The sequence below is a fragment of the Sulfurospirillum multivorans DSM 12446 genome (genome assembly GCF_000568815.1).
In the GTDB taxonomy this organism is placed as follows: Bacteria; Campylobacterota; Campylobacteria; order Campylobacterales; family Sulfurospirillaceae; genus Sulfurospirillum; species Sulfurospirillum multivorans.
On the sequence record NZ_CP007201.1, the window covers coordinates 2,730,002 to 2,755,754 of the forward strand.

The following is a 25,753-nucleotide window of genomic DNA, read 5'->3' on the forward strand; positions in this document are numbered from 1 at the left end:
TACCTTTTCATAACCATGAAAAAATGTCAATGAATTCAAGATCAACCAGCACGAATGCCTCATTGGAAATACTATCAGGAAAAAAGGGGAGAAAAGGGGGAAGTATTAAATTTGTGTTAAATATAAAAACTAAAAGATAATTGTAAACATAACGCCGTCATCAACATTTTCAACACGCAGTGTGGCACCATTTTTTTCGATGATCATCTGACTCATGTAAAGCCCAAGCCCACTGCTGGATTCTTTGGTCGTAAAGTAAGGGTCAAAGATTTTCTCAATGATCGCATCTTCAATGCATCCTGCATTGTTTTGAAGCGTGATGACAGGAATACCATTGTCTAAAAAAGCGGTAATTTTAATGGTTCGCTCTTTGATTTCACGCGCCAAAAACGCCTCTTTGGCATTATTCATGATATTAATGAGCACTTGGACAATCTCATTGGCATGCCCCAAGCGTGTAAAATTGTTCTGAATGTCGATCTGCACAGCAATGGCATACTTTTCCAACGAAGCACTGAGGAGCTTTTGGGCTCGGTAAATCACCTCTTGCGCACTAAACTCTTTGTTGGCAGTGTCAGGCACAAAAAAGTTTTTAAAATCATCAATCGTGCTTGACATAAAGCAAAGCTGCTCATTCGCCTCTTTGATCTTTTGCGTCAGCTTCTCTTTGGTGAGTTTGTCTTTGTCGCTGTGCAGTTCAAGATTGATCAAAATGGTTCCCACTTGTGCGAGGGGTTGGCGCCACTGGTGCGAGATATTGCCGATCATTTCCCCCATCGAAGCGAGGCGGTTTTGGCTCATCATCAGCATATTGGTCTTCTCTTTGAGACGCTGTTCATTGCGGTAAATTTTATAAAGAAATAAGATAAAAACAATAAAAACAATAAACATGACCGTTCCACCCACCACAAACTCTTTCACATGGTAGGTCAAAATGCTGTAGACGGGGATTTTTAAAGAGAGCATCGCGATCACATCGCCTACTTTACTCTCAAAGGTTGGAATATGGTGGTACTGCTCGATCATCGCCTTAGGTGCGCTGTTGGTCGTGTGGCACTGCAAACAAGACTCTTGAGAGTTATGAATCGGAAGGCTCACGTAAAAATAGCGTGTTCCCTTCTCATTAACGATGCTAGAGTACTCTTTACTTTTACCCTCTTTGAAAGTCTCTAAAATCTCATTTTCAAACGCATTGCCCTCGTGCTCAGGGTTGAGCGGATCGGTTGCGACCAGTTTATAGTCATAATTGATGTTCTTTTTCTCTTTTTGAATGTTGTAAATTTCACGGGTGATGTATGAAGAAGAGAGCAGTCTTGGATCGAAAAAATCTTCCACCAACAGCTTTTTCTCTTTTAACTCTTCAATCAAGGGGCGTTGCACCAACGAGACGTAATCGCGAATCGCGTTCATCGTATCCAAAACAAAAAAAGCCTCTTGTCTGGCATCTTTCATCGCAAGTTCGCGGTAAAAATTGAAAAATAGCAACGTGATGATCGCGTAAAGCACCACAAAAAGCGCTACGATGACTTTGAAACTATATTTCACACACGTACCCCACGCCGTAAAGATTTTTGATGAAATTGTTGTCGATTTTTTTACGCAGCTCTTTCACGATCGACTTGAGTGCCTCTTTGCTCGGCTGTTCAAATTCCCACATATAATCAAACAATTGCTCATACGTCACCATTTGGTTGAGGCGTTTGAGAAAGTACTCTAAAAGCCTGCTCTCACTTTTGGAGAGGTGGACGAGTTCATCTTTGTGAAAGACCGTTTTTTACAAAAGTCGTATTTACATGTAGGATTGATTTGAAACATCGGCGTGTGCCCAATAAGCTCCAACGCCACGTCTTCCAAGGCTTTAATAAGTGCATCTTTATCGTAAGGCTTGACCAAATAACGTGTGATCTTAAGCTCCACAGCCCTCCAGAGATACTCTTGCTCGGTGTGCGCCGAAAGAAGGATGATAGGGATTTTTTTATCAAATTCGCGGATTTTTTTCACCACTTCCAACCCATCCATGTGAGGAATGGAGATGTCAAGCATGATGACATCGTACAGATTGCTTTTGGCTTCATCAAGCGCTTCAATGCCATCTCGAACTCCAACCACTTTGCCAAAAAAGAGCTCCAAAGATTCAACAATGTTGTTCAAAATGCAGGCTTCATCTTCCACACAAAGCACTTTTTTATTCGAAAGAACATCTAAAAGATTGCAGTCACTCATCGTTTTTTAACCCTACTTCATTCAATTTAACGTTTACAGCAGAATAGGATAACGCATCGAAGCTTATAAAATTATTTTCTAAGTAATTTATAAGCTTCTTGAACGAGGGAGATTTTTGCGATTAAGTTCTAAATTGATTTAACCCTTTGTTTAACTCTTCAGTCAATCGAAACAGATGCTCTGACGCTTCAGCGATCTCTTCGACACTGCGTGCATTTTTCGTACTGATCTCGTTTATATTATCCATCTGTGACACAACCGTGGCAATGCTTTCATTGATGTTTTGCGAACTTTTCATCGAGTGTTCCGTAGCTTCAACAGCCTTGTGCATGACCGTTGTTACATCCACAATAGAATGGCTCACATCTTCAGCATTGTGCGTCATCTCTTTGAAAGATTCTGAATTTTTGTTCATCTCATCGGAGCTTTGATTGATGGACTGCACGACAATGTTGATCGTCGCATTGATGTCAACCAGCGCTTTTTGCGTACGTTCCGCTAGGTTTCTCACCTCATCCGCAACAACGGCAAATCCTCGCCCATGTTCCCCCGCGCGTGCCGCTTCAATCGCTGCATTGAGCGCTAAAAGATTGGTTTGGTCAGCGATGTCAGCGATAATCGTTAAAACGCTTTTGACTTGCTCGGTATCTTGGCTTAGCGCATTGAGTTTTTGCGCCAAATTCATCTCTTTTTCGCTGTTGGTGACAATGGTATCTGCCAGCGCTAAGACGATTTTTTTTGCCTCTTCCAATTTGGTATTTGCCATCTCGATTTCAGCCCCAACCCCTTGTGTCGCGGTATAATTCTCTTTCACAATGGCATGAATATGATTGGTGGTGCTCACTGCTTTTTGAATCGTTGCCACCTCTTCTTCCACTCTTTTTCCGATTTCAACCGCCGTCGTACTCAACTGCTCAGAAACCGCTACATTTTCACTGCTCGATGTTTTTCCCATTGAAATGAGTTTTTGCAACACTTCGATAAACGCATCAAAATTGCGCGATACTGAGCCAATCTCATCGTTGGCTTTAATGTTGATACGCTTGGTCAGATCGCCATTGCCTCGTGCCAAATCTTCGGTGACATTTTGAAGCGCCAAAATAGCCCCCAAAATAGAACGTGCCAAGATAAACCCACCACCCAAGACAAATAAAATCATAAAAAGAGTCACACCTACAATAGCGCTATTGCTTGTATTGGCAGACTCTTTTGCCTTTGCCGCCGCCTCTTTCGCCTCATTTAAAACAGATTCATACATTTTTTCAAGGGTTTGGCTCATCGTATCGCCTGCCGTATCGAGTGCGTCATCTAAGGCACTAAAGTCTGATGCCGTATCTGCACCTTTAAGCCCTTTGTCAATGGCGCTGACCAGATCTTTTGTCACCAATGTTTCCAAAACGCCACTCTCCTTCGCAAGCTTCGATGCCAATGCCTTCTCTTCAGATGTATCACTCAGCGTTTCAATTGATGATTGCAAACGTTTCATCTCGCTAAACGTTGTTTTCATCTCACTTTGGCGCTCTTTAGAGATTCCCTCTTTTTGATCGATGATAATATCCATTGCTAAAAGTGTTGCTTGTGTGACATGATGTTGATAGCGCTGGATGTCCATTAATTGGTTATTGCGCAACTGCGCAAGGTCGCTGTGTTCAATTAAACTCCCAATCGTCCTGCTAGCAAAAATATTACTCCCAATCACGATAACAAGAAGCACACTTGCTCCAACAATTAACTTTTTCCTGATTGTCATACATCTTCTCCTGAGTAAAATCGTCTCAAATTTGAATGGAAGTCGAGATTTAAATAGGATCTATTATAACAATTTATTTTCGTTTTTATGAAAAGCGTTTTCATTTTTATCGTTACATGTAAACATTTAGACCACGTTTATGCAACGCCAATATAACAATCACGTTTTATAATGTCTTTAACATTACTACGAAGGAGTCGAAAATGACATCTGCAACCTTAAGCTGTTCCCAAGAGACATGTAAACAAAAACGCTACCACCTTGAACGCCTCTCCTACAAAGCACTATCGACACAACTTGAAAAATGCGAAACCTGTGAAAATGGCCTCTTTAAAACCAACCTCGTCGCAGCACGAACCCACCAAATCATAGCACTCTACTGGGCACAAATCCACAATACCTTTACAGGCAAAGCCGTCGCACAATAAGGGAATTATTTCCCTTCCCTCTCTTTTATTTTTGCTACAATACAAACAATCACATAAACTTCTATGCCTTTAGTTTTACATGTAAAGATGAGAGGAAAAGCCAATGGAAATTATGATTAGCCTTTTGTTGATCGTTCTTATTTGGTTGTTGATGAGTGTTTATCTTATCGTGACGCTTTATATTGTGATTAACGTTGTAAAGTGTGTGAAAGCACTTTTTACCACGATGCCAAGACGTGGGTATAAACAGAGATTTGTTTCTAAGCTTTCACTCAATATTCGTACATTTTTACCAAAGCGGCGCTTTATACAGCTCATCATCGTTATGGCACTCATTAACATCGGGCTTTATGGTATGTCTCGCAACAGTTGGATTGATAATGAAGAGGCTTTACATGTAAAAGCAAAACACTATCTTGTAGCCGGCGATGTCCTCTCTCGTCAGCTTGAAGTTGTGTATGCCATCATTCATCCCGATAGTTACAAAATACGTCCGCTTGTTTGGCTTTTGCAAGGTATTTATGCGCTAGGAGAACAATATCTCCCCAGCGATGATAGTGAAAAAGCAATGTGGTATTACCGCTTTTTTATCTACCCCTATGCAAGTAAGGATATCTTGCCGTACTCTAACCTTGCGGTAAAAGAGTATTTTCGCCCTTATATGCCTCATTTTTTAGGACATATTTTTGTTGAATTTCCTCCTCTTGGACCAATGTTTTTTTATGACAATGGAATTCAAAATGATAAGCTAGTAGATAAAGACTACAGAGAACCACAAATACGTTTTTTAACAAAGAGTTTTGAAATACTAGAAGAACTCTCTACCAAACCTATTCATGATCCAAACATGTACCGAGCTTATCTTCAAGCCTACCCAGGATTTGCATTTTTCTACTCACTTAAACAAGGGTACTACTACAACGGCTTTCAAAACCGACAAGCGCTGTATAAAGAGCCGTGGTTTGTCGAGCAAGATCGTAAGCAGTTAGCATGGTATTTAGATTTTGAGAAAAAATTTACCGATGAAAAAGTGCAAAAACTCTACGGGAAGAGACTTGCAAAAAATAAAGTGCTTCTTTACTGTGCGCTTTTAAGTATGACGGAGGATTTTATAGAGATTACCCATATTAATCACACGTTTTCATGTGAGGGTGAACCTATGCAGACCTATGTACGGGTACGTAATCTGTTAGTGGGTGAAAATGCCAATAAAGCACCTTTATTACGCTCTTCAAAATACAAAGAACTTAGACAGCTCAATGCTTCTCAAAAAGAGAAAGGCGGTGTGTTGTTTGAACTCAGTAATCAAGAGATAGATACACTCTATTTTTCGTATATTAGCGGATATGGTGGTATGTATAAACATATCGGTACTAAAGTTTGTAATTATAGTATTTATGGAAATTCACATGACGGTGCTGACAACATAACTTATGTGGAAAAAAATGCAGAAAAATTTGTTGCAAACAGATATCAAGAATTCCTAGAAAAAATTAATAAAACAACCAAAACAGGAGAGAAACAATGAGTCAAACTATCGAAGAGATCATTTTAGAAAAAGAGCAAGAGTTGGGGCTAAACCAAGAACAATTAGAAGCCCAGCCTCGCCCTTATTGATTCCCTTGATTTTTGTAACTAAAAAATAGTATCATTTCGCATGAGTAAAAAAGATAAACTTTGGGCTAAATTTATGGAAGTCCCACCCAAAAAGAACTTAACTTGGAATGAACTCTCCGCATTGATGTTAGCGCTTGGTTTTGAAGCATTACAGGGTGATGGCTCACGAGTGAAGTTTTATCATAAAGCTAAAGACATAATGATCAATCTTCATAAACCCCATCCTGGCAATTTACTCAAAACGTATCTTGTAAAACAGATACAAGACAAACTAAAGGAGGCATTTGATGGCTAATGTATTGACCTATCAAAACTATACTGGCTCAGTAGAATACAGTCATGAAGACCGATGTTTCTTTGGAAAAATCGAATTTATTAATGACTTGATCACCTTTGAAGCGACGAGTGTTGATGAGCTCGAAACCAATTTTCAAGAAGCGGTTGAGAGTTATATGCTTACATGTAAAGAGCTAGGCAAAGAGCCACAAAAGCAATTTAACGGCGTGTTCAACATTCGCCCAGGCGTTGAACTGCATATGGCGGCTGCGCGTAAAGCGATGGAAGTGGGGATGTCTTTGAACGCTTATATCAAAAGTCTTATCGCTAAAGATACCCATCTTTCTATCAATTAGTCATCACAAGCATTTGATGGCTAATCCTTCTACACCCCAAAAAATTTTTACATGTAAACCCTAATCCGCACCATTTTCCTGCTTCTCTGCCCCGCTTCGGATGATGTCTGCGCCGTATTTATCGCGTAGTTTGGTGAGCTTTTCGGACAAGCGTTTTGACTTTTCGTCAGACTCTGCATACAAAAGCGAAAAGGTTTTGGTTTGCATGGGTGTGATAAAGTTTGAAAGTGCAAGTCCAAGGTGGAGCACGCCATAATGCGGATGGGTGTCGAGCGATGCGACCATCTGCACAACCCATTCGCGGTACATTCCTTCGCTAAACGAGCGATCGAGCGTTTGTGAGCTTTTCGATGAAATGCCATTTTCATAGCGCAAATAGAGATAATAGGTCGTTGGATGCAGATCAAGCTTGGCGATCGTGTAGGAGAGGTGGCGTGAGAGGATGATCGCACGGCGCAACACCTCTTCTCGGTTATGAATCACATGAAAATTGCGCGAAATGCCGATGGAACGGCGATCGCGTTTGGTAACAACGGGTTCGTTATCGGCTCCACTGATGCGCGCAATGAGATCTTTGCCGATGGTTCCCCATGTTAAGACGAGTTTAGCGTGCTCCAAAACCTCGCCCAAGGTGGCGATGCCGTAACTCTCAAACTTTTTTTGAAGCACGCGCCCGATGCCAGGAAACGTGGCGATGGGCATCAAAGAGACAAACGAAGCGATCTCATTTTTAGGCACCAACGTCAAACCGTAGGGTTTTCTAAAATCCGTCGCAAGCTTTGCGATCCACTTGGAACTCGACGCGCCAATCGAGATGGGCAGATCAAATTTTTCTAAAATCTCTTGTTGCAACGACGCCATAAAAGCATGCGTCTGCTCCTCTTTGACCCACCCTTTGAGATCGCCCCAAAACTCATCGATACTGTACTGCTCTAGAATGGGAATTTTCGTCTCCAAAAAAGCGCGAAGTTTGGTGGAGAGCAGTTGGTAAAAAAGATGGTCGCTGGGAATAATGAGCAGTTTTGGACACATCGCCAGCGCGTCATGAAGGGATGTTCCTGTTTTGATGCCGTATTTTTTGGCTTCGTAACTCTTTGCGATCACGATGCCATGCACCCTGCTTTTTTCGTCCAAAAATTCACGCTTCCATGCGTTTTGATCAAAGCCATGAAACGCTTTTTTATGCTGCATCAATCCATTAAAACCACCCACCGATTCAGTCATGACACTTTCGCTGTCGTGCGTGCTGAAAATTTTACTATCGCCACTTTTGCACACCACAACAGGTTTGCCCATAAGTTCAGGGATTCTCGTACGCTCAGCAGAGACAAAAAAACAGTCCAAATCCAGATGAATAATCACGCAAAACCTTTTTACATGTAAAGATAAAAAGAGTATAACGCCATTTTTTGCAAAGGTTTCAAACTATTTCACCTTGAAATATCACGGTTGTTTTTCTATTTACTTTAGGTTAACACCGCGTTTAATCTATTCGCCTATACTTTCTTTACCAAGACAATTACCTCCTTTTTGTGTATCACTCAATCACTTTAAAAGATGCACTCAGATTGCCCGGTCTGAGTGCAATTCTTTGCCCTTCCCCCTTTTTTTCAGCGCTTCAACCTTTGTAATCAAAATAAGTCTTACTTTTAAGTAGAATACGATACTTTAAATCAACGAAACGGCACTTATGGAAGAATTTTTACTATCAAGCATGCGAGAGTATGGGTATATCATCCTTTTTTTCTGGAGTATTTTAGAGGGTGAAAGTGGTTTGGTGATGGCAGGACTTTTAAGCCACACAGGCGATATGAACCTCTTTTTAGCGATTTTTATCGCAGGATTGGGTGGTTTTGCGGGCGATCAGCTCTATTTTTACATCGGACGGTTTAACAAAAGTTATGTGCATCGCACGCTTAAACAGCAACGACGCAAATTTGCCTTAGCGCATCTGTTGCTTAAAAAATATGGCTGGCCCATCATTTTTGTGCAACGCTACTTGTACGGACTTCGCACCATCATTCCCATTGCCATCGGACTCACAGGCTACAGCGCTCAAAAATACGCCTTCATCAACCTCATTGCAGCATGGTGTTGGGCAGCGTTGATCATCCTTCCCGTGTGGTATTTTGGCGATGTCATTTTGGGTCTCATTACGTGGGCGAAAGCGCACTGGTACTTTGCACTTCCTTTTGTTTTTATCGTCGTTGGAACACTTTTTTTCTACTTCAAAAACCTCACACACAAAACGCTTCGTGCTTAAACCACTTTTTTCAAAAAGGCACTTCCACATTTTGGGCAGTTGCCATCCCACTCAAGCAGATGCGCACTATGGCACTTGTGACAGAAAGGTTTTTGCAACATTTTGGGCAAAAACGCAGAGGCGTTGTGCTTACGTCCTTTTGAGACAAAATGCTTTACATGTAACCATAACACTTTAACCGTTTGAAAAAAAAGGCGTTTGGGGTGGGGCTTCTCTTGGAGATGACGACAGTCAAGACAGACCATCCATTTTTTTTGTAGTCGCATGTGACGGGATATTCGAGCCAGAGAGATGTGTTCTGTTTCATAACTACAAAGCGGGCATAAGAGATAGTATTTTGCTTCCATAAAGTCTCCTTCACAAGCCATCCCTGCTTCTACTAAGAAGTGTAGCACAAAAAGGTTAAAGGATTTTAAATTTTCAAAGAGGGCATTGACTCAAAATGAGGCACCCATATAAGGTACCTCATCTCTTTACATGTAACGCTTAAAACGTGTAGCGAAGGTTCGCATAGAGGTAACGACCTGGCTCATTGATCAGCATTACGTCCCCGTCCGTTCCAGTTAATAAACTGAGGTCTTTATACGTATTGGAGACGGCGTAGGTTTTGTCGAAGAGATTGTCAACGCCAAGGGTAACATCAAAGTGTTTGGTCACTTTGTAGTTGTATTTGACATTTAAGATGGCATACCCTCCAAGGATTTGCTCTCCGTTGTCGCTATCGACGTTATCCCAACGTTTAGCCGCGACCACTTCCGTTTTTAAACGATGGTCTCCCTCATGATATGCGAGTGAAGTGACGGCGCGAAGTGGTACAATGTCCGCTAAATCTTTATCGGTTTGTCCCGCAAGTGGCGTGTCTTTTTCGCCTTTCAAGTAGCTCATGCCATAACCGAGTGTCCATGTCTTTGCAATATCGTAAGAAGCATCCAGTGTCGCACCGTAAATTGTCGCATCGATGTTAACGTATTTTTGCGCCGTAGCGTTATAATAGATATAATCTTGCAAGTCCGAATAGAAAATCTTCCCTTTTAGGTCAAGGTTTTCATAATGCACTCTAAATCCCAAGTCGGTTTCGTAATTGGTCGTTTGTTCTAAAATACCCGTTGATTTGGTCGCCCCGTAAAGCTCTTTACCATCAGGTACACGAGATGCCTTACCGAAACCGATAAAATAGTCCACGTTATCGGTCGCTTTATAGGTTACAATCGTATTGGCTGAAAGTGCCTCATAATCGTTCTCATAACGTGTTACTGTCGCTACGCCTTGGCGATGGGCTTTAATATCCGTATCGTCATAACGCACGCCTGCTTGAACGTTCACGCGATCGATTGTTTTGTCGTAATGAGCAAAAAGTGCTTTATTGGTCGTATCGACATCGGGCATTCCCGTTCGCGTCACACCACTTTCCGCTCCGGTTGCAATGGTATAGGTGTATTTCTTGCCATCCCAATTACGTTTACTCGCATCAACACCGTACGTGAGTTCTCCGCCACCTAAATCCATCACGTTTTTAAGCTTGGAACCTTTGACTTCCGTTTCGAGTTTATTGACCGTATAACTGGTTGACGAACTTGTTTTACGGTATTTATTCGACATTGGGTGTTCTACTGTGGAGTAAAACGCTTCTAAAGCAAGTTCTTTAGAGAGCGTTCCCAAATCGTAGAGACTGTAACCTAAGGTATAAATATCGCTATCGTCATAGTCTGCATCCATCGTACGCGAAGGATAGAGCACGTTATCACTTCGATTGAGTGTGTAGCCTAAACGAAGTTCTTGATTTTCTGCAGGAGTGATGAAAACTTTTCCCATAAACGTTTTTTTCTCATAGGCGCGTAAATCATCTGTTTTATACTGATAGGTTCCCGTTGTCGTTTTAGCGAGTTGGTCGTAAAACGTATCGCCGTTACCGTCTTTGTACTGATCACTTCGTTCGGTTGATGCACTAAACAAAGCTTGAATATACTCGTTTCCACCACCCGCACTAGCAGAGGCTTTACGATAGCCGTAACTGCCGATACCTAAATTAACATCTCCGTTTGGCTCTTTAGTCGGATTTTTGGTTTCCGCAACAACCAAACCACTCAGTGTTCCAAAATGCTCAACATCATATGGACCTTCAATGATTTTCACGCTTTCAATATTGTCTGCATTGATGTGCGTAATAGCAGGATCCATACGATTGGGGCAAGCACCGTAAATCTTGGCATCATCCATTAAGATGTTGATATTATCTCTTTTTTGCCCGCGTAAAATAATATCATTGGCAATGCCACTACCGCGAATCATCGTAATCGATGAACTTTGACGCGAAAGTGCCTCTGCAAGATCGGCTGATTTTAACTCTTCCCCGCTAATGTCTTTTACCTCTTTTGAGAAGGTTTCACCTTCAACGGTAATGGTTTCCAAAACACCCGTTTCTGCCATTAAAAACGTCGATACGACCAACGAAATACCCAAAGCTCTTTTCATATTACCTCCCGTGATTTTACGAATTTTGGAGTATAAAAAGTCTTTGTTAAATCACTGTTAAATTAGTGTCAAATTTGTGTTAAACCCTATTTTAGATGATAAACGATTGGCACTTTAATCGTCACATTTTCCAAAGGTAGCGGAAAATAACCTTTGGCTTTGTGTACACTCTCTATGGCTGCACTGCTTAAAAGCTGACTTTGAGAGATTGCTTCTACGCCTTCGACTTCGCCCGTAGGTTTAATGGTAAAACTCAGTTCCACCACGCCTTCAATGGAGCGTCTTCGTGCAAGTTCAGGGTAAGATTTAGCACGTTGAAGCGCTTGGGCGATTTCATTTTTGTGTAGGTCTAAATACGTTGGTGTTTCTGAGGAAGATTCGCTTATTTGTGGTGTTGTAGGTGGAAGCGGTGAGGTGTCCGCAATAGGCAATGAGGCGTTATTTTCAATAGCCGTGCTTGCCGATGGAAGAGAAATGGGCTTGGATGGTTTCTCTTTTTGAGGAAGTTTTTTTAAGGGTGCTGGTTCGTGCGGTGGCAGTGTCTCTTCTTGCGGACTTAGCTCTTGTTTTGGCGCTTCACTTTGCGCAATGACCGTACTGATTCGTAGGGAAACAGGCGTATTTTGAGACAATGTTTTTGGCTTTTCAAACGTAAATATCGTTAAAAACAGAAGTAACCCAAGGTGCAAAATTAAAGAGAGCAGTAAGGCAAAACTTAGGCGTCTCATTTTTCAATTACAATATCAATCGTTTTAAAATGGTGGGCATTGAGCATATCTAAAAGAGCTACAAAAAACTCAAACGGAGCTTGTTTAGCGCAGTTGATCGAAAAGCGTGTTTCACTGGCTAGGGTTTCAAGATGGCTTTGGAGTGCTTCATGAGAAATAGGAGATTTTTCTAAAAAGAGCGCGCCCTGCTCATCGATGCTTAAAACCACACTGGAAGGCTCTAGCGTCTGGGTTGAAGCCGATTTTGGCACATCAATGGGCAAAATTCCTTTGGCTATAAATGTCGATGTCATCAGCACAATCGTCAATAAAACGAGCAAAATATCGACAAAAGGGATGACGTTGATGCTATCAAATTTCTTCATCGAACACTGCTAAAAATCGCTCAGAGTAACGCACTAAAATGTTGTTAAACACCATCGATAAAATGGCGACAATAAGCCCAACTGCCGTCGTTTTAAGCGCAAGCGCAAGAGAGCTCATAATCTTGGAGGTTTCAATGCTCTGTTCTGACATGTTCGTAAAGGTGAGCATAATCGCAAGAACCGTGCCTAAAAGCCCGATATAAGGGGCATTGGAAGTGATCGTGGCGATGGTGGTAAGATGATTGCTCAGCGCAATTTCAAGTGATTTTTTGGTTTTATACGACGTTACATTCAAGGCTTTATAGAACAAAATGCGCTCAGCAAAGAGCCCACACGAGATGATGCTCATCGCAAAAAGCAGTCCCATAACGCCATAATCAATCGCAAATTTAAGATACTCCACACCCGCTCCTCACCCCTATTTTTCTAAGGGATGAGTTTATAAAGCAAGTGTTAAATTAGTGTTAAATACTCATGTTACGCAAACTGCGTAACGGTATCTTAAACAATGAGTAAAACCCATTGTTTAAGGTCAGGGATAAATCCCCGACACCCCCTAAAGCTTCATAAAACGTGTTTTATGAGAATAAAGAGTGTGACTCACACTCTTTACATGTAAAGCAGTGTTTTTTCCCCAAGAGGGAGAATTTCAGCGATAATCGAGCTATACGTTAGCCCTTCATCAAGCAAATGTTTCAAGAGTTTAGGCGCATCGTTTTGCGATACCGCGATCAAAAGTCCGCCCGAAGTTTGGGCATCGTACAAGATAATCTCATCTTTGTGAGGCACTTTCGCGTGTACTTTGGAGCTTAAATAGCTTTTATTATTGTACGCACCTGCGGGAATAATACCCATATCGGCTAGTGCTCTGGCTTCGTCTAAAATGGGGATATTTTTCATCTCAAATGCAATGGTCACTTGATTGAAACTCATCTCTGACGCATGTCCAAAGAGTCCAAAACCCGTCACGTCGGTACATGCACTGACATCGTACTTTCTCATGATTTGGGACGCTTTGTGATTCAGTGTTGCCAAGATAGACGCCACTTTTTCAATTACCGAATTTTCCAGCATATCTGCTTTAATCGCCGTCGTTAAAATGCCCATTCCAAGAGGCTTGGTCAAAATCAGCACATCACCAATGCGTGGTGTGTTGTTACGGTAAATCTTCTTTGGATGTACAAAGCCTGTCACACTCATACCATAGGTCATCTCAGGCGCTTCGATGGTATGCCCACCGATGATGATGCCACCGCACTCTTGAACCTTGTTTTGTCCACCTGCTAGGATCTCTTTAAGCACTGAACGCGGTTGATGACATCCATCAAAACCGACGATATTCATCGCCGTAGCCACCTCACCACCCATCGCAAATACATCGCTTAGCGAGTTCGCCGCCGCAATCTGTCCGTACACAAACGGGTCATCAACCACAGGGGTGATGATGTCTACCGTTTGCACGAGGGCGCGTTCTTCATCCAAGTAATAAACACTGGCATCATCACTCGTATCCATGCCGACCAAAACATTTTCATGCGCGCAAGAGAGCCCTCCCAATGCTTCTGTGAGGTCTCCCGGACCCAGCTTGGCAGCGCAACCCGCAGCTTTGACGTATTTGGTCAATTTTGCTTCGTTGTTCATTTAATACCTTAATTTCAACTTCTTGAGCATGAAATGATCAAGAAGTAGTGCGAGCCTTCCGCTTAGGAAAACCCAGTGTTAACGTAGTTTGAAAAGCTTTGCTTTGAAAGCGTTATTATAATGATATGGTGCCTTCTCCACCAAAAAGCATCTCTATCGTTCCAAAAGCGTTGCCGATTTTACCCACTTTGAGCTTGTCACTCACGCCAAAAAATTCTAAGCAAACACCGCATGAGTAGATCTCAACGCCTTTGGCTTCAAGCGCTTTAAGCACTTCCATAATAGGCGCACTCTCTTCGGCTGTGGTCAAAAGAACGGCTTGGTTAACACAAATAATGCGACGTGGAAGTTTTGGAAGCTCTAACGTGGATTTTAAAAAGCCGACGATCAGCTTGGAACCTAGTTCGCCCTCGCCTACTTTATCGCTTTTGAGAAACAAGGTTTTGTCTAAAAACTCATCTTTAGCATCGATAACGATTTTACATGTAAAGCCTTTGACGATGGTAATGAGGCTTTTGCCTTCCTCTAAATCTTGCGCACGCGCGTCAAATCCGCCATTTTGTGCAAAACGAATGACATTTTCTTTGGATGCCAATGAGCTAACGGTTACTTCAAGAACAGAGTCATTGGGGAGTTCTTCTAACGCTTTTTTGGTTTGTAAAACGGGTTCGGGGCACGCCAAACCACTGCAATCTAATTTCATGATTTTTTCTCCGTATGGTAAATGTGTTATGTCTACGCCGTAGACCTAAAAAGAGGAAGAGAGGATTGCTCCTCGTCTTATTTTTGGTTCATGGTTTTTTCAACCCACGCACTTGCTTTTTCAACGCTATCAAACTTATGGCTTTTTGCCACTTGATTTTGTCCTTCGTAAAAACGCACGCGAATCCCATCTTGCACTTCATCAATCTTGATGCGTGTGATGCGGTCTGCATTGAGGTAAACTCTATCATTTAACTTAACAAACATTGTAAACTCCTTTCGCTTTGTTGCCTTTATTCTAGCACGATTTGCGTAAATTATGAATTTAGAGAATCGTTTTGTGTTATACTACGAATCCTAATATTTGCGTTTATGAAAGGTTTTCGCACATGGCACATCTCCTTTTAATCGTTACGATGCTCACCACCTTGAGCGTTTCCCTGTCTGCTGATGTGCTCTCCACCATCTTGGAAACTCGAAAAATTCGTGTCTGTATCTGGCCTGAGTATTATGGTATTTCGTATGTTAATCCTAGGACGCAAGAACTCGTGGGCATCGATGTGGATCTTGCCAAAGAGTTTGCCAAGGAACTGGGCGTAACCCTTGCTTTTAAAGAGAGCTCTTTTGCGACGCTGATTCAAGACATTACGACTCAAAAATGCGATATTGCGATGTTTGCCATCGGACACACATCCGAACGCAAAGAGCGTCTTTATCTGAGTTCCCCTCATCTTGCAAGCGATGTGTATGCCGTCACATCCAAAAGCAACAAACGCATTCAAACATGGGATGACATCGACCAAGAAGGTGTCGTGGTTGCCGTGGCAAAGGGAACGTACCATGTAGCGCTGATGCAAAAAAGTCTGCAAAAAGCCAAATTGCTCATTGTGGATTCTCTGCACGCAAGAGAACAAGAGGTCGAAGCAGGACGGGCAGATGTGTTTATGACCGATTATCCTTTTGGGATTCGTATGGTCGAAGAGCGTGAGTGGGCAAAACTGATTACACCAACGCAAGCATTTCATGTGGTTCCGTATGGTTGGGCAATGGCTCAAAATGAACCCGCGTTGCATGAAAAAGTTGAAGCATTTATCGTGGCAATCAAACACGATGGAAGGCTTTTAGAAGCGGCTAAACGTCACCATTTAGAGCCGATTGTTTTTTCCAAGTAGGAGAGCCTTATGCAGACGTTCCTAAGAAGAGAGAAAAAAATCGTACGCTATTTGATAGCAGGGTTTATCATCGTTGCTCTTCTGATCGGACTCATTTTTATCGCTGTCTCCAACTTACGCCAAGAGGCGATTCAAACCCACCGCCACATTGCCAATCTTCATGCTTATACGCTTGAAGAGCACTTTTCACAAACGCTTCAACACATCAGCCTCACGATGGATCGTCTAGCCCCTCTTAGCCATGAAGAACCTTCGCAAGAAGGGCTCTCTTCCATTTTTAGCGAGCTTTTGCATAATGCACCGTATCTCAGATCACTCTCACTTTTAGATGAAAAAGGGGCGATTATCGCCAGTTCTCACGAACCAAATATCGGAGAGAAAATTTCTTTAGAGCATTTTTTGCCCATTCCTTTTGGAGAGACACCGCTCTTACGCATTGGTCTGCCCTGGGAAGGAAGGGATTTTGATGTAGCACGTGAGAGTAGCATCCAAAACCCCGTTCGAGCAGATGCCATTAGCTTTCTGCCTTTACTGAAAAAAGTCTCTTTTGAAAAACGCCCTTATTTTGTTATCGCCAACCTCAACATGGATTACCTCACTAACCGCTACACCTATACTCTTCCTCTTGAGCAAGGCTCCCTCACGTTATGGCGCATTGATGGGATTTTGCTTTTCAGCAGTGACCCAAACACACTGCTTGGAAGTTCGCATTACAGCAAAGAGCATCCCAAAGATAATGATGATTTTTTCACCCATATAGGCATGTACGAGCAACCCGCGCTCAATGTTTTTCGTTTGGCAAAGGTTCTCCCTTTCATGGTTGAGATACACACCAATGAAGCCAATGCACTGGATTACTGGGATAATGAGCGCCAAAAAGTGCTTGGGATCACTACGCTACTCATCGTCTTCTCAGGTGCTCTTGCGCTGGCATTAATTGTACGCTACTACAAAGAGAATGAGCGCCAAAGAGCACAACTCTCGTATGAAAAACAGTTCCGCGTGGCGATGGAAGCAACCCAAACAGGACTTTGGACGTGGGATTTTAAAATCAATCGTATCGCCTGGGACCCACAATGCTTTCTTCTTCTCGGATTAGAACCGGGCGTATTTGAGCCTTCATGGGATAAAATTTTTGCCCTAACGCATCCTGAAGATGCCCTCAACATGCGTTCCTCCATCCAAGAGCAGATCAGGGCGCACTCAAGCTTTTTGATTGAGCGGCGCATGAAGACAGCGAATGAACTGTGGGTATGGATTCAAGTGCGTGGTAAAGTCATCGAATGGTCAAAAGAGCATGAGCCCACGCTACTGACAGGCGTTTACATTAACATTGATGCACAAAAAAGAGCCGAGCAGCTTCACCTCTCCGCCGTTGCGTTTGAGACCCAAGAGGCGATTTTGATCACCGATGCTAAAGAGAGAGTCGTGAAAGTCAACGAAGCGTTTACGCGCATTACGGGCTACCGTGAACAGGAGATGATTGGCAAAACGCCACGCATTCTCAAATCCGATAAACACGATAACACCTTTTACGAATCGATGTGGAAAGGACTGTTGGAACATGGCTATTGGCAAGGAGAACTGTGGAATAAGCGCAAAAATGGTGAAATCTACGCTGAATCCATCACAATCACCGCGATTCGCGATGCGAAAGGCAAAACAACGCATTATATCGCCAATTTTAACGACATCACAACCCATAAAGCAGCGCAACAACAGATACAAGCGCTCGCCTACTATGATCCGCTTACCCATCTTGCCAACCGACGCTTACTCGATGAAACCCTTGAGCAGACCATTCGCCACAGCATTGAAGAGAGACATTTTGGAGCACTTCTTTTTATTGATTTAGACCATTTTAAAGAGCTCAACGACACACACGGACACGACGCTGGTGATATGCTCTTGATTCAAACCGCTTCAAGACTCAAAGAGAGTATTCGCGAAAGCGATATGGTCGCACGCCTTGGAGGCGATGAGTTTATCGTTTTACTTAAAAATTTGGGCACGCAAAAAGGAATTGCGGAGCATCTGACGCAAAGCATTGCCAAAAAGATTCTAGCCCTCTTATGCGAACCCTACGCCCTCGCCCACGGTAATTATCTCCTTGGTGCTAGCATCGGCTGTACCATTTTTGGAACGCATGCAAACATCGATGGTGCGATGCTTATCAAAGAAGCCGACATTGCGATGTACCAGGCCAAAGAGAGCGGACGCAGTACTATCTGTTTTTATGGAGCACAAAGCTAAAAAAATGAAAATGAAACAAACCACCTTATGTCAAATACGTGCTCACAGAGTCTATAAAACAGCCCCAATGCTTAGTTTTTAAAGGCTAACTTAAAACCAAGCTGTAACGTTCATAAAGAAGAGTATACTGGATACGAAAGGCTCTTAAATGAACGATCAGCAGCTTCTCACCCTTTTTATAGGGATTATCATGGTGTGCATGGTTATTATCGCCGCCGCTATTGTTTTTCTTACACTTAAACATATCACTGCCATGCACAAAGCAACCGCGTTTATCGCTCTTAGCCAAAATGAATTAAGCGGACTTTGTCAAAAAGCCACATTCATGCTAGACGATGTCAGCGACCTCACAGCTACGCTCGAAGAAAAAAGTCGTTTTTTAGCACAAAAAGCATCAGGAAGTATCGCTCAATTTTCCCATGTCACAACGGCTATCACACTCTTTTCACAGCTGTTTAGCAAAAATAAAAACTCAAAAGAGGACACAATGAATCAAAATCACTTACTCAGTTTCGCACTCGGTGCGACGATTACAGGTATTAGCGCGTATTATGTGTATAAAAACAAAGATGAGATCAGCAGTAAACTCAGTGATCTCGAAGAGACATTAACGGATGATTACGAAATCTTGGTCGAGAAAGCCAAAGCAAAATTTGAAGCACTCAGCCAAGCCTTTAAAGAGACAACCCAAAACGTTATCAACACCGATATGGACGATGTCATGAAAGGCAGCAAAATCAAACACCTGATGAAAAAACTTGAAAAACTTCAAAAAGAGATCCAAGTACTCACCAAAAACTAAGCTTTTAATGCAGTCCTACGCATGACCAAGATGTGAGCGGTTGGCTTTGCGTAAGGCTCTTAGCGTCGTAATGGCAAGTGCGATAATCGCAGGCCCTAAGATAAATCCCCAAAATCCAAACGTGGCAAGTCCACCCACAATCGCAAAAAAGATGATAAATTCATTGACCCGTTTTTTACCGTTACTGAGTGTTTTATTGACAAAATTAAGCAGCACCAGTTTGACAATATTGTCAATAAAAAACGCCAACATCGCCCACGAATACGCCGCTATAATGATGGCATTGATCGTATTGCCTTGAAAGTATTCATTTGCCGCAATCGGTATCCACACAAGCGCCGTTCCTGCAATGGGAATAATCGACGCGATCCCCGCAAGAAATCCTAACAACAAAGCATTGTAACCATCAAAAAATGCGATAAAAACGCCAAAAGCAACCCCTTGCGCAACCATCACGCCCGTAAGGCTGTAAAACACGACCGCCATCGTCGTTGTCATCTCCTCTAAAAAATCGCGCTTCGTAGAACGACTTAAGGGAATGATCGGGAACAAAAACAGAATAATTTTGCGCCCATAGAGGGTAAGAAAAAAGAAAAAGACAATGACCATCGCCATATCCACCAGCATCGCCATAAACGTTTTCAGTCCATTACCCAGCCAACTGGCTAACGTAGTGGTAATCTCCTCTTTGTGCAGTTTTGACATCTCGATCAAACTCTCAAGGGGAGAGACAATCCACGTCAAATAACTCGGCAGATGCCTACTTTGCACCTCAATTTGATCACCAATGGAGCGAATCATATCGAGCGTGTCCGAAGGGTGACTGAGAAGATTGAATAAAAAAAGCGTAATCGGCACAAAAATAATCAACGAAAATGCCAAGGTCACAATGCTCGCCGAAAGTATTGGCGCACTCTTTTGAAGCAGGGGCTGTTTGATAAGAAAACGCTCCAAAAGATGATGCAAAGGCGACACGGCTAATGCCATCAAAAGAGCGACAAAAAAACTTTTTAAAAACGGGAAAAAGAGCCAAATAATCAGTACTAAAATGCCAAGCCCCAGCCAACGTAAAAAAGAGTTTTGTATCATGGTATCTGCCTTTGAAGTACTGAATAACATCCGTTAGGGCACAGTATACCCAAATACCCGCTCCTTCAAGATTTGACTCTTAAGCAGAGGTTTTCACGCCTCTTTCGAGGGCACTTTGATCGCTGATTTGGCAAAGCTTACATAGACATTTTGCGATGGGTAGAAGTGGTAGCGTTTGAAATATTCAAAGCTTTCGATGCACTCTAGGACGTGCTTGCCGATGACGATTTTAAGGGAAATCTCATTGGTTTTGGTGACATGTAAAACGTCACGAATGACGCCTGTTAGACAGACGGTATCGTCTTTACATGTAAAGGGTTCGATGGCGATAGAAATGTCGCGTGGATTGATCGCCACACCTCGTTTTTCGCCGATGCGATAGCTTTTGGGGAGCGACATACTTTGGGTGTCATCGAAGTCAAAAAAGCGCTCATTACCACTTTCGCGCCATTTTCCTACGATGAGATTGGTTGTTGAAAAGTCCATCAATCGCCCGAAGTGAAGCCCGACTTTGCGTGTGGCGATTTCACTCAGCCATAAAAGGTCGTGGCTGGCGATCACGATGGTCGTACCCCATTCACGGTTCGCGTGTAAAATGGCATCGGTAAATTGCGGAACACCGCTGTAATCAAGGCTGTTCGTTGGCTCATCGAGCAGAAGCATTTTAGGGCGAAGCACGAGTCTGGAAGCCAGCGCCACGCGTTGGGTCTCGCCACTGGAGAGCTCATGCCATGCGCGGTGCAGAAATTTTTTAGGCAAAAGCCCGACCAATTCTAACGCTTCGTTCATGCGACTTTGCGCATCTTCGAGCGTACCCCGAATCTTCAGTCCAAAGAGAAGATTTTCCCGCACGGTACGCTTAAGCAAGTACGGCTCAGGCAGTAAAATGCCAATTTCACGCCTTACATGTAAAGGGATGGAGTCTGCATCAAACCCACGGTACTTTAGCGTTCCACTTTGTGCTGCTTCTAAAAATGCAAGGTGACGCAGAAGGGTGCTTTTACCACTGCCATTGGAGCCCACAAGCCCTAAAATTTCGCCCTCTTCAACGCTGAGGGAAGCAATGTCTAAAACAGGTTTTTCACCATACAAGGTGCGTATACGGTTAAGTTCATACATCATACGATGATTCTCGCACGTTTTTTCAAAAAGAAGAGCGCAAAATTGAGTAAAAAGGCGATGCTCATGAGCACCAATCCCAGCGAAATGCCCATCGCAAATTCGCCTTTATTGGTCTCCAAGGAAATCGCTGTGGTGATCGTGCGCGTAAACCATTTAATGTTTCCACCGATCATCATCGCGATGCCCACTTCCGCCACTACACGACCATACGCCGCCACCGCAACAGCAATGAGTGCGTGACGAAGCTCCCACACCACACTTTGGATCATCTGTACCATCGTCAAGCCAAACGAAGCCAGCGTGAGGTAAAGTTTTTTCTCCATCCCCTCAACCGCCGTGGCACTCAACGAGACGATAATCGGCAACGCCAAAAGTGTTTGCCCAATCACAATGCCCGGTAACGTGTAGAGCAATTCATAGCTTCCAAAAGGGCCACGATGGGAGATAAATGCATAGACAATGAGTCCTACCACCACGGTCGGAATGGCAAGAAGTGTGTCGGAGAGAAGTTTCAAAAATTTTCGCCCCGGAAATTGAAAAAATCCCAAACAAAAGCCCAATGGAAGTCCAATACAAATACTCAAAACAATAGAAAGTGATGAGCTTTTAAGCGTCACATCGATAGCCGATATGGTCTCAGGATCGAGATTGATCAGCAACCAAAACGCCTCTTTTAAACCCGATAAAATAAAATCCAAAAATCATCCCTCTTTTACATGTAATTTAAAAAAAGATACGCTACACTACAAATATGCTTAATATACATATTCTATTAATCTTAGGAGGATTATTCAATGTTTTCAGTAAAGAACCGCTTAAAAGGTAAACTGCTCTTTTCCCTTCTTGCCCTCAGTTCACTGCTTTGTGCAACTGATCTTAAAATGGCAACCACCACCAGTACCGGAGACACAGGTCTTTTAGATGTGCTTGTTCCTCAATATAAAGCCGACACAGGCGTTGATCTTAAATGGGTCGCTGTAGGGACAGGCAATGCACTCAAACTCGGTGAAAACTGCGATGTCAGTGTCGTTTTTGTGCACGCTCCTAAATCAGAGCTTGAGTATGTCGAAAAAGGCTTTGGTGTCAACCGCACACCTGTCATGTACAATGACTTCGTCATCATTGGAAATCCTGAATTAAAGGCTAAATTTGCAGGCAAAAGCATCTCAGAAGTCTTTAAAACCATCGAAACAGAACAGATTAAATTCGTCAGTCGTGGTGACAAATCGGGGACACATTCCAAAGAAAAAAATGTATGGAATGCTGCAGTAGGTCATGTACCTGAAAAACAACCATGGTATCTTGAATCAGGGCAAGGTATGATTGCAACCATTAATATTGCCGATGAACAAAAAGGTGTCACACTCACGGATCGTGGAACGTACATCAAATACGAAGCAAACCACAAAGGCAAGCCACCATTGGTCATTGTGTATGAGGGTGATAAAAACTTGAAAAACTTATATTCTGTTATGGCGGTCAACCCAAAACGATGTGCCAACGCAGATTACAAAGGCGCTTTAAAATTTATTGAATGGATCACAACGGATAAAGTTCAAACAGAGATTGCCAACTTTAAACTGATGGATAAACAACTCTTTACCCCTGATTTTAAAACACGCCCTTAAAACTAACCGTAAGACTGCCTCACAGGGGCAGTCTTTTAACGTAGCCTATTATTCACAAACCTCACACTCAAAAAAACCATAATCGAAAGTATAATCATCACCGCCGCAACGGGTGCAGAATAACTAAGTCCAAAACTGGTAAAACGATCGTAAATAAGCACAGGTGCTGTCATGGGATGATACACTAAAATGATAACAGCCCCAAACTCTCCAAGTCCCCTTCCCCACATCATCAAACAGCCATTGACAATCTCTTTTTTAGCGTTAGGAATGGAGATAGCAAAAAAGACCTTCAGAGGGCTAGCACCAAGCGTTCGTGCTACTTTTTCAAGTTTGATGTCCACTTTTTTGAATCCCTCTTTCGCACCGTTGATCAAAAATGTGGCGGAGAGAAACATCATGGCGATCATGATGCCTGCTTCCGTTCCGATAAATTTTATGCCAAGGGCATCAAAAAATCCCCCCAGTGACCCGTGTCCAAAAGCGACTAAAAGCGCAATGCCAGCAGCAGTGTGAGGTATCATGATAGGAATGTCTATCAGTGTTTCCACAAAAGAGCGCCCAAAAAATTCATGTCTGGCGATCAAATACGCCAAAGGAAGCCCAGTTGCTAGCGCAAACAGTGTCGAAAACAAAGAGACTTTCATCGTTAAAATAACGGAAGCACTCACGTCGGCTTCGCCCAACGTTTGCACAAGCGTTGCAATGTCATTGCCAACAAGCATTTTAAACAAAGGCATCGTTAAAAAAAGCAACATCACCAACCCCAAAAGCCCTAACAGTGCTGTAAACCAGTTTCTCATAAGAAGCACACATCCTTTTTCCAAAATCCAATAACGATTTTTTCACCTCTGTCGATCACACAACTTTCATGTTCACGTTTTAAACTTTTCACAAAAAATTGGTGTTCCCCAACAGAGATAAAGAGTTTAAAGTGATCCACAATGCCCATACACTCTTCTAATTTTCCCTCATACACAAAATCACACGCCAAATTGTTCTCTTTAGAAACGAGAATATCATTGGGATCGATAGAAAAAAGCTTTGTTTCATCGCTACCAAGTAAGCTAGTGGGCAAAATATTTTTGAACCCTAAAAACTCAGCCACTTTTAATGACGCGGGGTGAGAGAGGACTTCATTGGTTCTTCCAACTTGCTGGACTCGCCCATCCATGACAATGGCGATGCGATCAGCCAAATACGAAGCTTCACGAAAATTATGCGTTACATGTAACGTTGTAAGAGAGTAACGTCTGTGAATATCTTTGAGAAATTTCATAATGGCATTACGAAATGTCGGGTCTATAGCACTGAGAGGTTCATCCAACAGGAGAATTTTAGGGCGTGCATAAATGGCGCGTGCGATGGCAACCCGTTGCTTTTCGCCACCTGAAAGGTTCTCCACACGTCTGTCGATGATTTTCTCCAACCCCAAAAATTGTACCAAGTCTTCTAAAAGGGCTTTGGCATCGTCGATCATTTTATAACGCCCCGCAAAAAGAATATTTTCTTTAACACTTAAATTGGGGAAAAGCGCAAAATCTTGATAAACAAAGCCAACTTCACGATGTTCGGGTGGTTTTTTCGTAATATCTTCATCATTAAAAGAAAGCTTCCCACCCACTTTATGAAGCCCTGCAATGGACTCTAAAATGAGCGTTTTGCCCGCACCACTGTGTCCCAAAATAACAAAGTATTCGCCCTCGCCCACATCAAAACTAATGTCTTGAAGATGAAACGCCCCTACGTTACATGTAAGGGCTTGAAGTGAGAGAAAACTCATTTTTTTCCTAAGATCGAACTATCCCCTGTAATGATAGGTGGGGTTAACGCATCTTGTCCATTTTTCTTCATGATCGCTTGCCCTTCAGCAGAAAGCACAAAATTTACAAATGCTACGGCACCTGCTTTGTTTACAGGTGATTTAGCATCTTCAAAAATACTTAAACCGTACACCATCGGTGCTCCGATTTGTCGCTCAACGTGTCCTGGTTTTTTACCATCAATGTCAAAAGAGACTTCCGCATACACATTGTCATACTTCGCACTTTTGAGCGAGATGGCTTCTGGCAATGTGACGTATTTGAGTTTATGTTGGTCTGCTACGGATTTGTAGATGTAAAGATAGTCATATTGACCTGCTTCCAAAAGTCCTAAAAGATCGGTCTCTTTTGGGCGAACGATGACTTTTTTGGCATTTTCTTCACCAATTTCATAGTGTGTCCCGTATCCAAAAATTTTGTTGAACAGACCCTCTTTCATATAATATTTTTCTGCTAACATCGTTACCAACATCGCACGGTAACCGCATGGATCAAGGTTAGGATTAGAATGTCCTACAACAACACCCTCTTTTAAAAAGATGTCTGTCCAGTTTTTTTCATTGATCTCTTTAGCAAATTTAGATTTATCGGTATAGGCTAAAACCATTTCATTGGTGGCAAATTGTGCGTTAAATTTGGCATGATTTGGGATAAGCATCGCATCAATCACTTGATAATCCGCACTGCCCATAACATCAGCGCCTCTGCCAAGGTCTGTTACTTTACGCGCTGCAGCGATACTACCACTTGGCTCACGTTGTACGTCATACTGTGGGTATTTTTCTTCAAATACTTTTTCAATCTCCGCAAAAGGCACCGAAAGGCTTCCTGCATGCAATACAACGATAGGCTCTTTCGCCAACAAAAATGACGCCGCTAAAGCACTTAATAACAACATTTTATTCATAAAAACTCCTTTTAAAATATGTTTTTTTTGCATATTTATACTGACATAAGTTGAGAGTCCTTGCAAAATAGACGCTACAAGAACTCTCTTAAAAATGACTGTTTTAATTTACGCAGTAATCTTACATAATATTCAT

26 protein-coding genes and 1 pseudogene are annotated in these 25,753 nt (G+C 42.5%); 9 read left to right on the forward strand and 18 right to left on the reverse strand.

The annotated features are described in order from the left end of the window. Positions 1-129: 129 nt before the first annotated feature. The 3 genes and pseudogenes from SMUL_RS14140 to SMUL_RS14150 form a co-directional block, all read right to left on the reverse strand. On the reverse strand, positions 130-1,545 hold the full coding sequence (locus SMUL_RS14140; protein ID WP_025345909.1) for an ATP-binding protein: 1,416 nt from the start codon (positions 1,543-1,545) through the stop codon (positions 130-132). Next, a pseudogene (locus SMUL_RS14145) lies at positions 1,535-2,223 on the reverse strand (response regulator transcription factor). The gene SMUL_RS14140 and the pseudogene SMUL_RS14145 overlap by 11 nt, the downstream one beginning before the upstream one ends. A 121-nt stretch (positions 2,224-2,344) precedes the next feature. Next, a complete protein-coding gene (locus SMUL_RS14150) occupies positions 2,345-3,973 on the reverse strand; it encodes a methyl-accepting chemotaxis protein (protein WP_025345910.1) in 1,629 nt (542 codons plus the stop codon). 203 nt (positions 3,974-4,176) lie between these two features. Here SMUL_RS14150 and SMUL_RS14155 point away from each other — a divergent pair, with 203 nt between their 5' ends. From SMUL_RS14155 to SMUL_RS14170, 4 genes are all read left to right on the forward strand, one after another. Further along, on the forward strand, positions 4,177-4,401 hold the full coding sequence (locus SMUL_RS14155; protein ID WP_025345911.1) for a hypothetical protein: 225 nt from the start codon (positions 4,177-4,179) through the stop codon (positions 4,399-4,401). A gap of 103 nt (positions 4,402-4,504) precedes the next feature. Continuing rightward, a complete protein-coding gene (locus SMUL_RS14160) occupies positions 4,505-5,929 on the forward strand; it encodes a hypothetical protein (RefSeq protein WP_025345912.1) in 1,425 nt (474 codons plus the stop codon). Between the two features lie 129 nt (positions 5,930-6,058). Next, positions 6,059-6,313, forward strand: a complete 255-nt coding sequence (locus SMUL_RS14165) for a type II toxin-antitoxin system HicA family toxin (protein ID WP_025345913.1) — start codon at positions 6,059-6,061, stop codon at positions 6,311-6,313. Continuing rightward, positions 6,306-6,650: a type II toxin-antitoxin system HicB family antitoxin gene (locus SMUL_RS14170; RefSeq protein WP_025345914.1), complete on the forward strand. Its 345-nt coding sequence runs from the start codon at positions 6,306-6,308 to the stop codon at positions 6,648-6,650. Before SMUL_RS14165 ends, SMUL_RS14170 begins: the two co-directional genes overlap by 8 nt. A gap of 60 nt (positions 6,651-6,710) precedes the next feature. Here the strand turns inward: SMUL_RS14170 and SMUL_RS14175 are convergent, their stop codons facing one another. Further along, complete coding sequence (locus SMUL_RS14175; protein ID WP_025345915.1) at positions 6,711-8,012, reverse strand: DNA polymerase Y family protein; 1,302 nt, start codon at positions 8,010-8,012, stop codon at positions 6,711-6,713. Positions 8,013-8,340: 328 nt separating this feature from the next. Here SMUL_RS14175 and SMUL_RS14180 point away from each other — a divergent pair, with 328 nt between their 5' ends. Next, complete coding sequence (locus SMUL_RS14180) at positions 8,341-8,913, forward strand: DedA family protein (protein WP_025345916.1); 573 nt, start codon at positions 8,341-8,343, stop codon at positions 8,911-8,913. Here the strand turns inward: SMUL_RS14180 and SMUL_RS14185 are convergent. The 8 genes from SMUL_RS14185 to SMUL_RS14220 form a co-directional block, all read right to left on the reverse strand. After that, a complete protein-coding gene (locus tag SMUL_RS14185) occupies positions 8,910-9,260 on the reverse strand; it encodes a hypothetical protein (protein WP_025345917.1) in 351 nt (116 codons plus the stop codon). The two genes, SMUL_RS14180 and SMUL_RS14185, sit on opposite strands and share 4 nt — an antisense overlap. 139 nt (positions 9,261-9,399) lie before the next feature. Continuing rightward, positions 9,400-11,385, reverse strand: coding sequence for a TonB-dependent receptor (locus SMUL_RS14190; RefSeq protein ID WP_025345918.1), 1,986 nt, complete (start codon positions 11,383-11,385; stop codon positions 9,400-9,402). A gap of 86 nt (positions 11,386-11,471) precedes the next feature. Next, positions 11,472-12,113, reverse strand: a complete 642-nt coding sequence (locus SMUL_RS14195; RefSeq protein WP_025345919.1) for an energy transducer TonB — start codon at positions 12,111-12,113, stop codon at positions 11,472-11,474. Next, positions 12,110-12,478 carry a biopolymer transporter ExbD gene (locus SMUL_RS14200; protein ID WP_025345920.1) on the reverse strand — a complete coding sequence of 123 codons (369 nt, stop codon included), beginning with the start codon at positions 12,476-12,478 and terminating at the stop codon, positions 12,110-12,112. Before SMUL_RS14200 ends, SMUL_RS14195 begins: the two co-directional genes overlap by 4 nt. Then, positions 12,465-12,881 (reverse strand): MotA/TolQ/ExbB proton channel family protein, encoded by a 417-nt coding sequence (locus SMUL_RS14205; protein WP_025345921.1) that lies wholly within the window; start codon positions 12,879-12,881, stop codon positions 12,465-12,467. The genes SMUL_RS14200 and SMUL_RS14205 overlap by 14 nt, the downstream gene beginning before the upstream one ends. Positions 12,882-13,087: 206 nt before the next feature. Beyond that, the gene (selD, locus tag SMUL_RS14210) at positions 13,088-14,119 is read right to left on the reverse strand and encodes a selenide, water dikinase SelD (RefSeq protein ID WP_025345922.1); all 1,032 of its coding nucleotides are present in this window, start codon (positions 14,117-14,119) and stop codon (positions 13,088-13,090) included. Between the two features lie 115 nt (positions 14,120-14,234). Beyond that, a complete protein-coding gene (gene yedF, locus SMUL_RS14215; protein ID WP_025345923.1) occupies positions 14,235-14,822 on the reverse strand; it encodes a sulfurtransferase-like selenium metabolism protein YedF in 588 nt (195 codons plus the stop codon). A gap of 77 nt (positions 14,823-14,899) precedes the next feature. Next, positions 14,900-15,088 carry a hypothetical protein gene (locus SMUL_RS14220; protein ID WP_025345924.1) on the reverse strand — a complete coding sequence of 63 codons (189 nt, stop codon included), beginning with the start codon at positions 15,086-15,088 and terminating at the stop codon, positions 14,900-14,902. A 122-nt stretch (positions 15,089-15,210) separates the two neighbouring features. On the opposite strand from SMUL_RS14220, the gene SMUL_RS14225 reads away from it, so the two are divergent. From SMUL_RS14225 to SMUL_RS14235, 3 genes are all read left to right on the forward strand, one after another. Next, a complete protein-coding gene (locus SMUL_RS14225; RefSeq protein WP_025345925.1) occupies positions 15,211-15,993 on the forward strand; it encodes a substrate-binding periplasmic protein in 783 nt (260 codons plus the stop codon). Between the two features lie 9 nt (positions 15,994-16,002). Further along, on the forward strand, positions 16,003-18,246 hold the full coding sequence (locus SMUL_RS16825; RefSeq protein WP_025345926.1) for a diguanylate cyclase domain-containing protein: 2,244 nt from the start codon (positions 16,003-16,005) through the stop codon (positions 18,244-18,246). Between the two features lie 148 nt (positions 18,247-18,394). Beyond that, positions 18,395-19,048, forward strand: a complete 654-nt coding sequence (locus SMUL_RS14235) for a hypothetical protein (RefSeq protein ID WP_025345927.1) — start codon at positions 18,395-18,397, stop codon at positions 19,046-19,048. A 15-nt stretch (positions 19,049-19,063) separates the two neighbouring features. Here SMUL_RS14235 and SMUL_RS14240 read toward each other — a convergent pair whose 3' ends face one another. From SMUL_RS14240 to tupB, 3 genes are all read right to left on the reverse strand, one after another. Next, complete coding sequence (locus SMUL_RS14240; RefSeq protein ID WP_025345928.1) at positions 19,064-20,137, reverse strand: AI-2E family transporter; 1,074 nt, start codon at positions 20,135-20,137, stop codon at positions 19,064-19,066. Between the two features lie 93 nt (positions 20,138-20,230). Continuing rightward, positions 20,231-21,259 carry an energy-coupling factor ABC transporter ATP-binding protein gene (locus SMUL_RS16995; protein ID WP_223809722.1) on the reverse strand — a complete coding sequence of 343 codons (1,029 nt, stop codon included), beginning with the start codon at positions 21,257-21,259 and terminating at the stop codon, positions 20,231-20,233. Next, the gene (gene tupB, locus SMUL_RS14250; RefSeq protein WP_025345930.1) at positions 21,256-21,957 is read right to left on the reverse strand and encodes a tungstate ABC transporter permease TupB; all 702 of its coding nucleotides are present in this window, start codon (positions 21,955-21,957) and stop codon (positions 21,256-21,258) included. Before tupB ends, SMUL_RS16995 begins: the two co-directional genes overlap by 4 nt. Positions 21,958-22,053: 96 nt before the next feature. Here tupB and tupA point away from each other — a divergent pair, with 96 nt between their 5' ends. Next, positions 22,054-22,887, forward strand: coding sequence for a tungstate ABC transporter substrate-binding protein TupA (gene tupA, locus SMUL_RS14255; protein ID WP_025345931.1), 834 nt, complete (start codon positions 22,054-22,056; stop codon positions 22,885-22,887). 35 nt (positions 22,888-22,922) lie between these two features. On the opposite strand, the gene SMUL_RS14260 is transcribed toward tupA, so the two are convergent. Genes SMUL_RS14260 through wtpA form a run of 3 tightly spaced genes read right to left on the reverse strand, consistent with a single transcriptional unit; the run spans position 22,923 to position 25,617 of the window. After that, positions 22,923-23,690 (reverse strand): ABC transporter permease, encoded by a 768-nt coding sequence (locus SMUL_RS14260; RefSeq protein WP_025345932.1) that lies wholly within the window; start codon positions 23,688-23,690, stop codon positions 22,923-22,925. Continuing rightward, on the reverse strand, positions 23,687-24,670 hold the full coding sequence (locus tag SMUL_RS14265; RefSeq protein WP_025345933.1) for an ABC transporter ATP-binding protein: 984 nt from the start codon (positions 24,668-24,670) through the stop codon (positions 23,687-23,689). Before SMUL_RS14265 ends, SMUL_RS14260 begins: the two co-directional genes overlap by 4 nt. Next, on the reverse strand, positions 24,667-25,617 hold the full coding sequence (gene wtpA / locus SMUL_RS14270) for a tungstate ABC transporter substrate-binding protein WtpA (RefSeq protein ID WP_025345934.1): 951 nt from the start codon (positions 25,615-25,617) through the stop codon (positions 24,667-24,669). The genes SMUL_RS14265 and wtpA overlap by 4 nt, the downstream gene beginning before the upstream one ends. Positions 25,618-25,753: the final 136 nt, after the last annotated feature.

What these genes read in the sequence shown, in the direction of transcription:
- SMUL_RS14150 (WP_025345910.1), bottom strand. Translation starts at nt 3,973, where the DNA reads ATGACAATCAGGAAAAAGTTAATTGTTGGAGCAAGTGTGCTTCTTGTT.
- SMUL_RS14155 (WP_025345911.1), top strand. Translation starts at nt 4,177, where the DNA reads ATGACATCTGCAACCTTAAGCTGTTCCCAAGAGACATGTAAACAAAAA.
- SMUL_RS14160 (WP_025345912.1), top strand. Translation starts at nt 4,505, where the DNA reads ATGGAAATTATGATTAGCCTTTTGTTGATCGTTCTTATTTGGTTGTTG.
- SMUL_RS14165 (WP_025345913.1), top strand. Translation starts at nt 6,059, where the DNA reads ATGAGTAAAAAAGATAAACTTTGGGCTAAATTTATGGAAGTCCCACCC.
- SMUL_RS14170 (WP_025345914.1), top strand. Translation starts at nt 6,306, where the DNA reads ATGGCTAATGTATTGACCTATCAAAACTATACTGGCTCAGTAGAATAC.
- SMUL_RS14180 (WP_025345916.1), top strand. Translation starts at nt 8,341, where the DNA reads ATGGAAGAATTTTTACTATCAAGCATGCGAGAGTATGGGTATATCATC.
- SMUL_RS14185 (WP_025345917.1), bottom strand. Translation starts at nt 9,260, where the DNA reads ATGGAAGCAAAATACTATCTCTTATGCCCGCTTTGTAGTTATGAAACA.
- SMUL_RS14190 (WP_025345918.1), bottom strand. Translation starts at nt 11,385, where the DNA reads ATGAAAAGAGCTTTGGGTATTTCGTTGGTCGTATCGACGTTTTTAATG.
- SMUL_RS14195 (WP_025345919.1), bottom strand. Translation starts at nt 12,113, where the DNA reads ATGAGACGCCTAAGTTTTGCCTTACTGCTCTCTTTAATTTTGCACCTT.
- SMUL_RS14200 (WP_025345920.1), bottom strand. Translation starts at nt 12,478, where the DNA reads ATGAAGAAATTTGATAGCATCAACGTCATCCCTTTTGTCGATATTTTG.
- selD (WP_025345922.1), bottom strand. Translation starts at nt 14,119, where the DNA reads ATGAACAACGAAGCAAAATTGACCAAATACGTCAAAGCTGCGGGTTGC.
- yedF (WP_025345923.1), bottom strand. Translation starts at nt 14,822, where the DNA reads ATGAAATTAGATTGCAGTGGTTTGGCGTGCCCCGAACCCGTTTTACAA.
- SMUL_RS14220 (WP_025345924.1), bottom strand. Translation starts at nt 15,088, where the DNA reads ATGTTTGTTAAGTTAAATGATAGAGTTTACCTCAATGCAGACCGCATC.
- SMUL_RS14225 (WP_025345925.1), top strand. Translation starts at nt 15,211, where the DNA reads ATGGCACATCTCCTTTTAATCGTTACGATGCTCACCACCTTGAGCGTT.
- SMUL_RS16825 (WP_025345926.1), top strand. Translation starts at nt 16,003, where the DNA reads ATGCAGACGTTCCTAAGAAGAGAGAAAAAAATCGTACGCTATTTGATA.
- SMUL_RS14235 (WP_025345927.1), top strand. Translation starts at nt 18,395, where the DNA reads ATGAACGATCAGCAGCTTCTCACCCTTTTTATAGGGATTATCATGGTG.
- SMUL_RS14240 (WP_025345928.1), bottom strand. Translation starts at nt 20,137, where the DNA reads ATGATACAAAACTCTTTTTTACGTTGGCTGGGGCTTGGCATTTTAGTA.
- SMUL_RS16995 (WP_223809722.1), bottom strand. Translation starts at nt 21,259, where the DNA reads ATGATGTATGAACTTAACCGTATACGCACCTTGTATGGTGAAAAACCT.
- tupA (WP_025345931.1), top strand. Translation starts at nt 22,054, where the DNA reads ATGTTTTCAGTAAAGAACCGCTTAAAAGGTAAACTGCTCTTTTCCCTT.
- SMUL_RS14260 (WP_025345932.1), bottom strand. Translation starts at nt 23,690, where the DNA reads ATGAGAAACTGGTTTACAGCACTGTTAGGGCTTTTGGGGTTGGTGATG.
- SMUL_RS14265 (WP_025345933.1), bottom strand. Translation starts at nt 24,670, where the DNA reads ATGAGTTTTCTCTCACTTCAAGCCCTTACATGTAACGTAGGGGCGTTT.
- wtpA (WP_025345934.1), bottom strand. Translation starts at nt 25,617, where the DNA reads ATGAATAAAATGTTGTTATTAAGTGCTTTAGCGGCGTCATTTTTGTTG.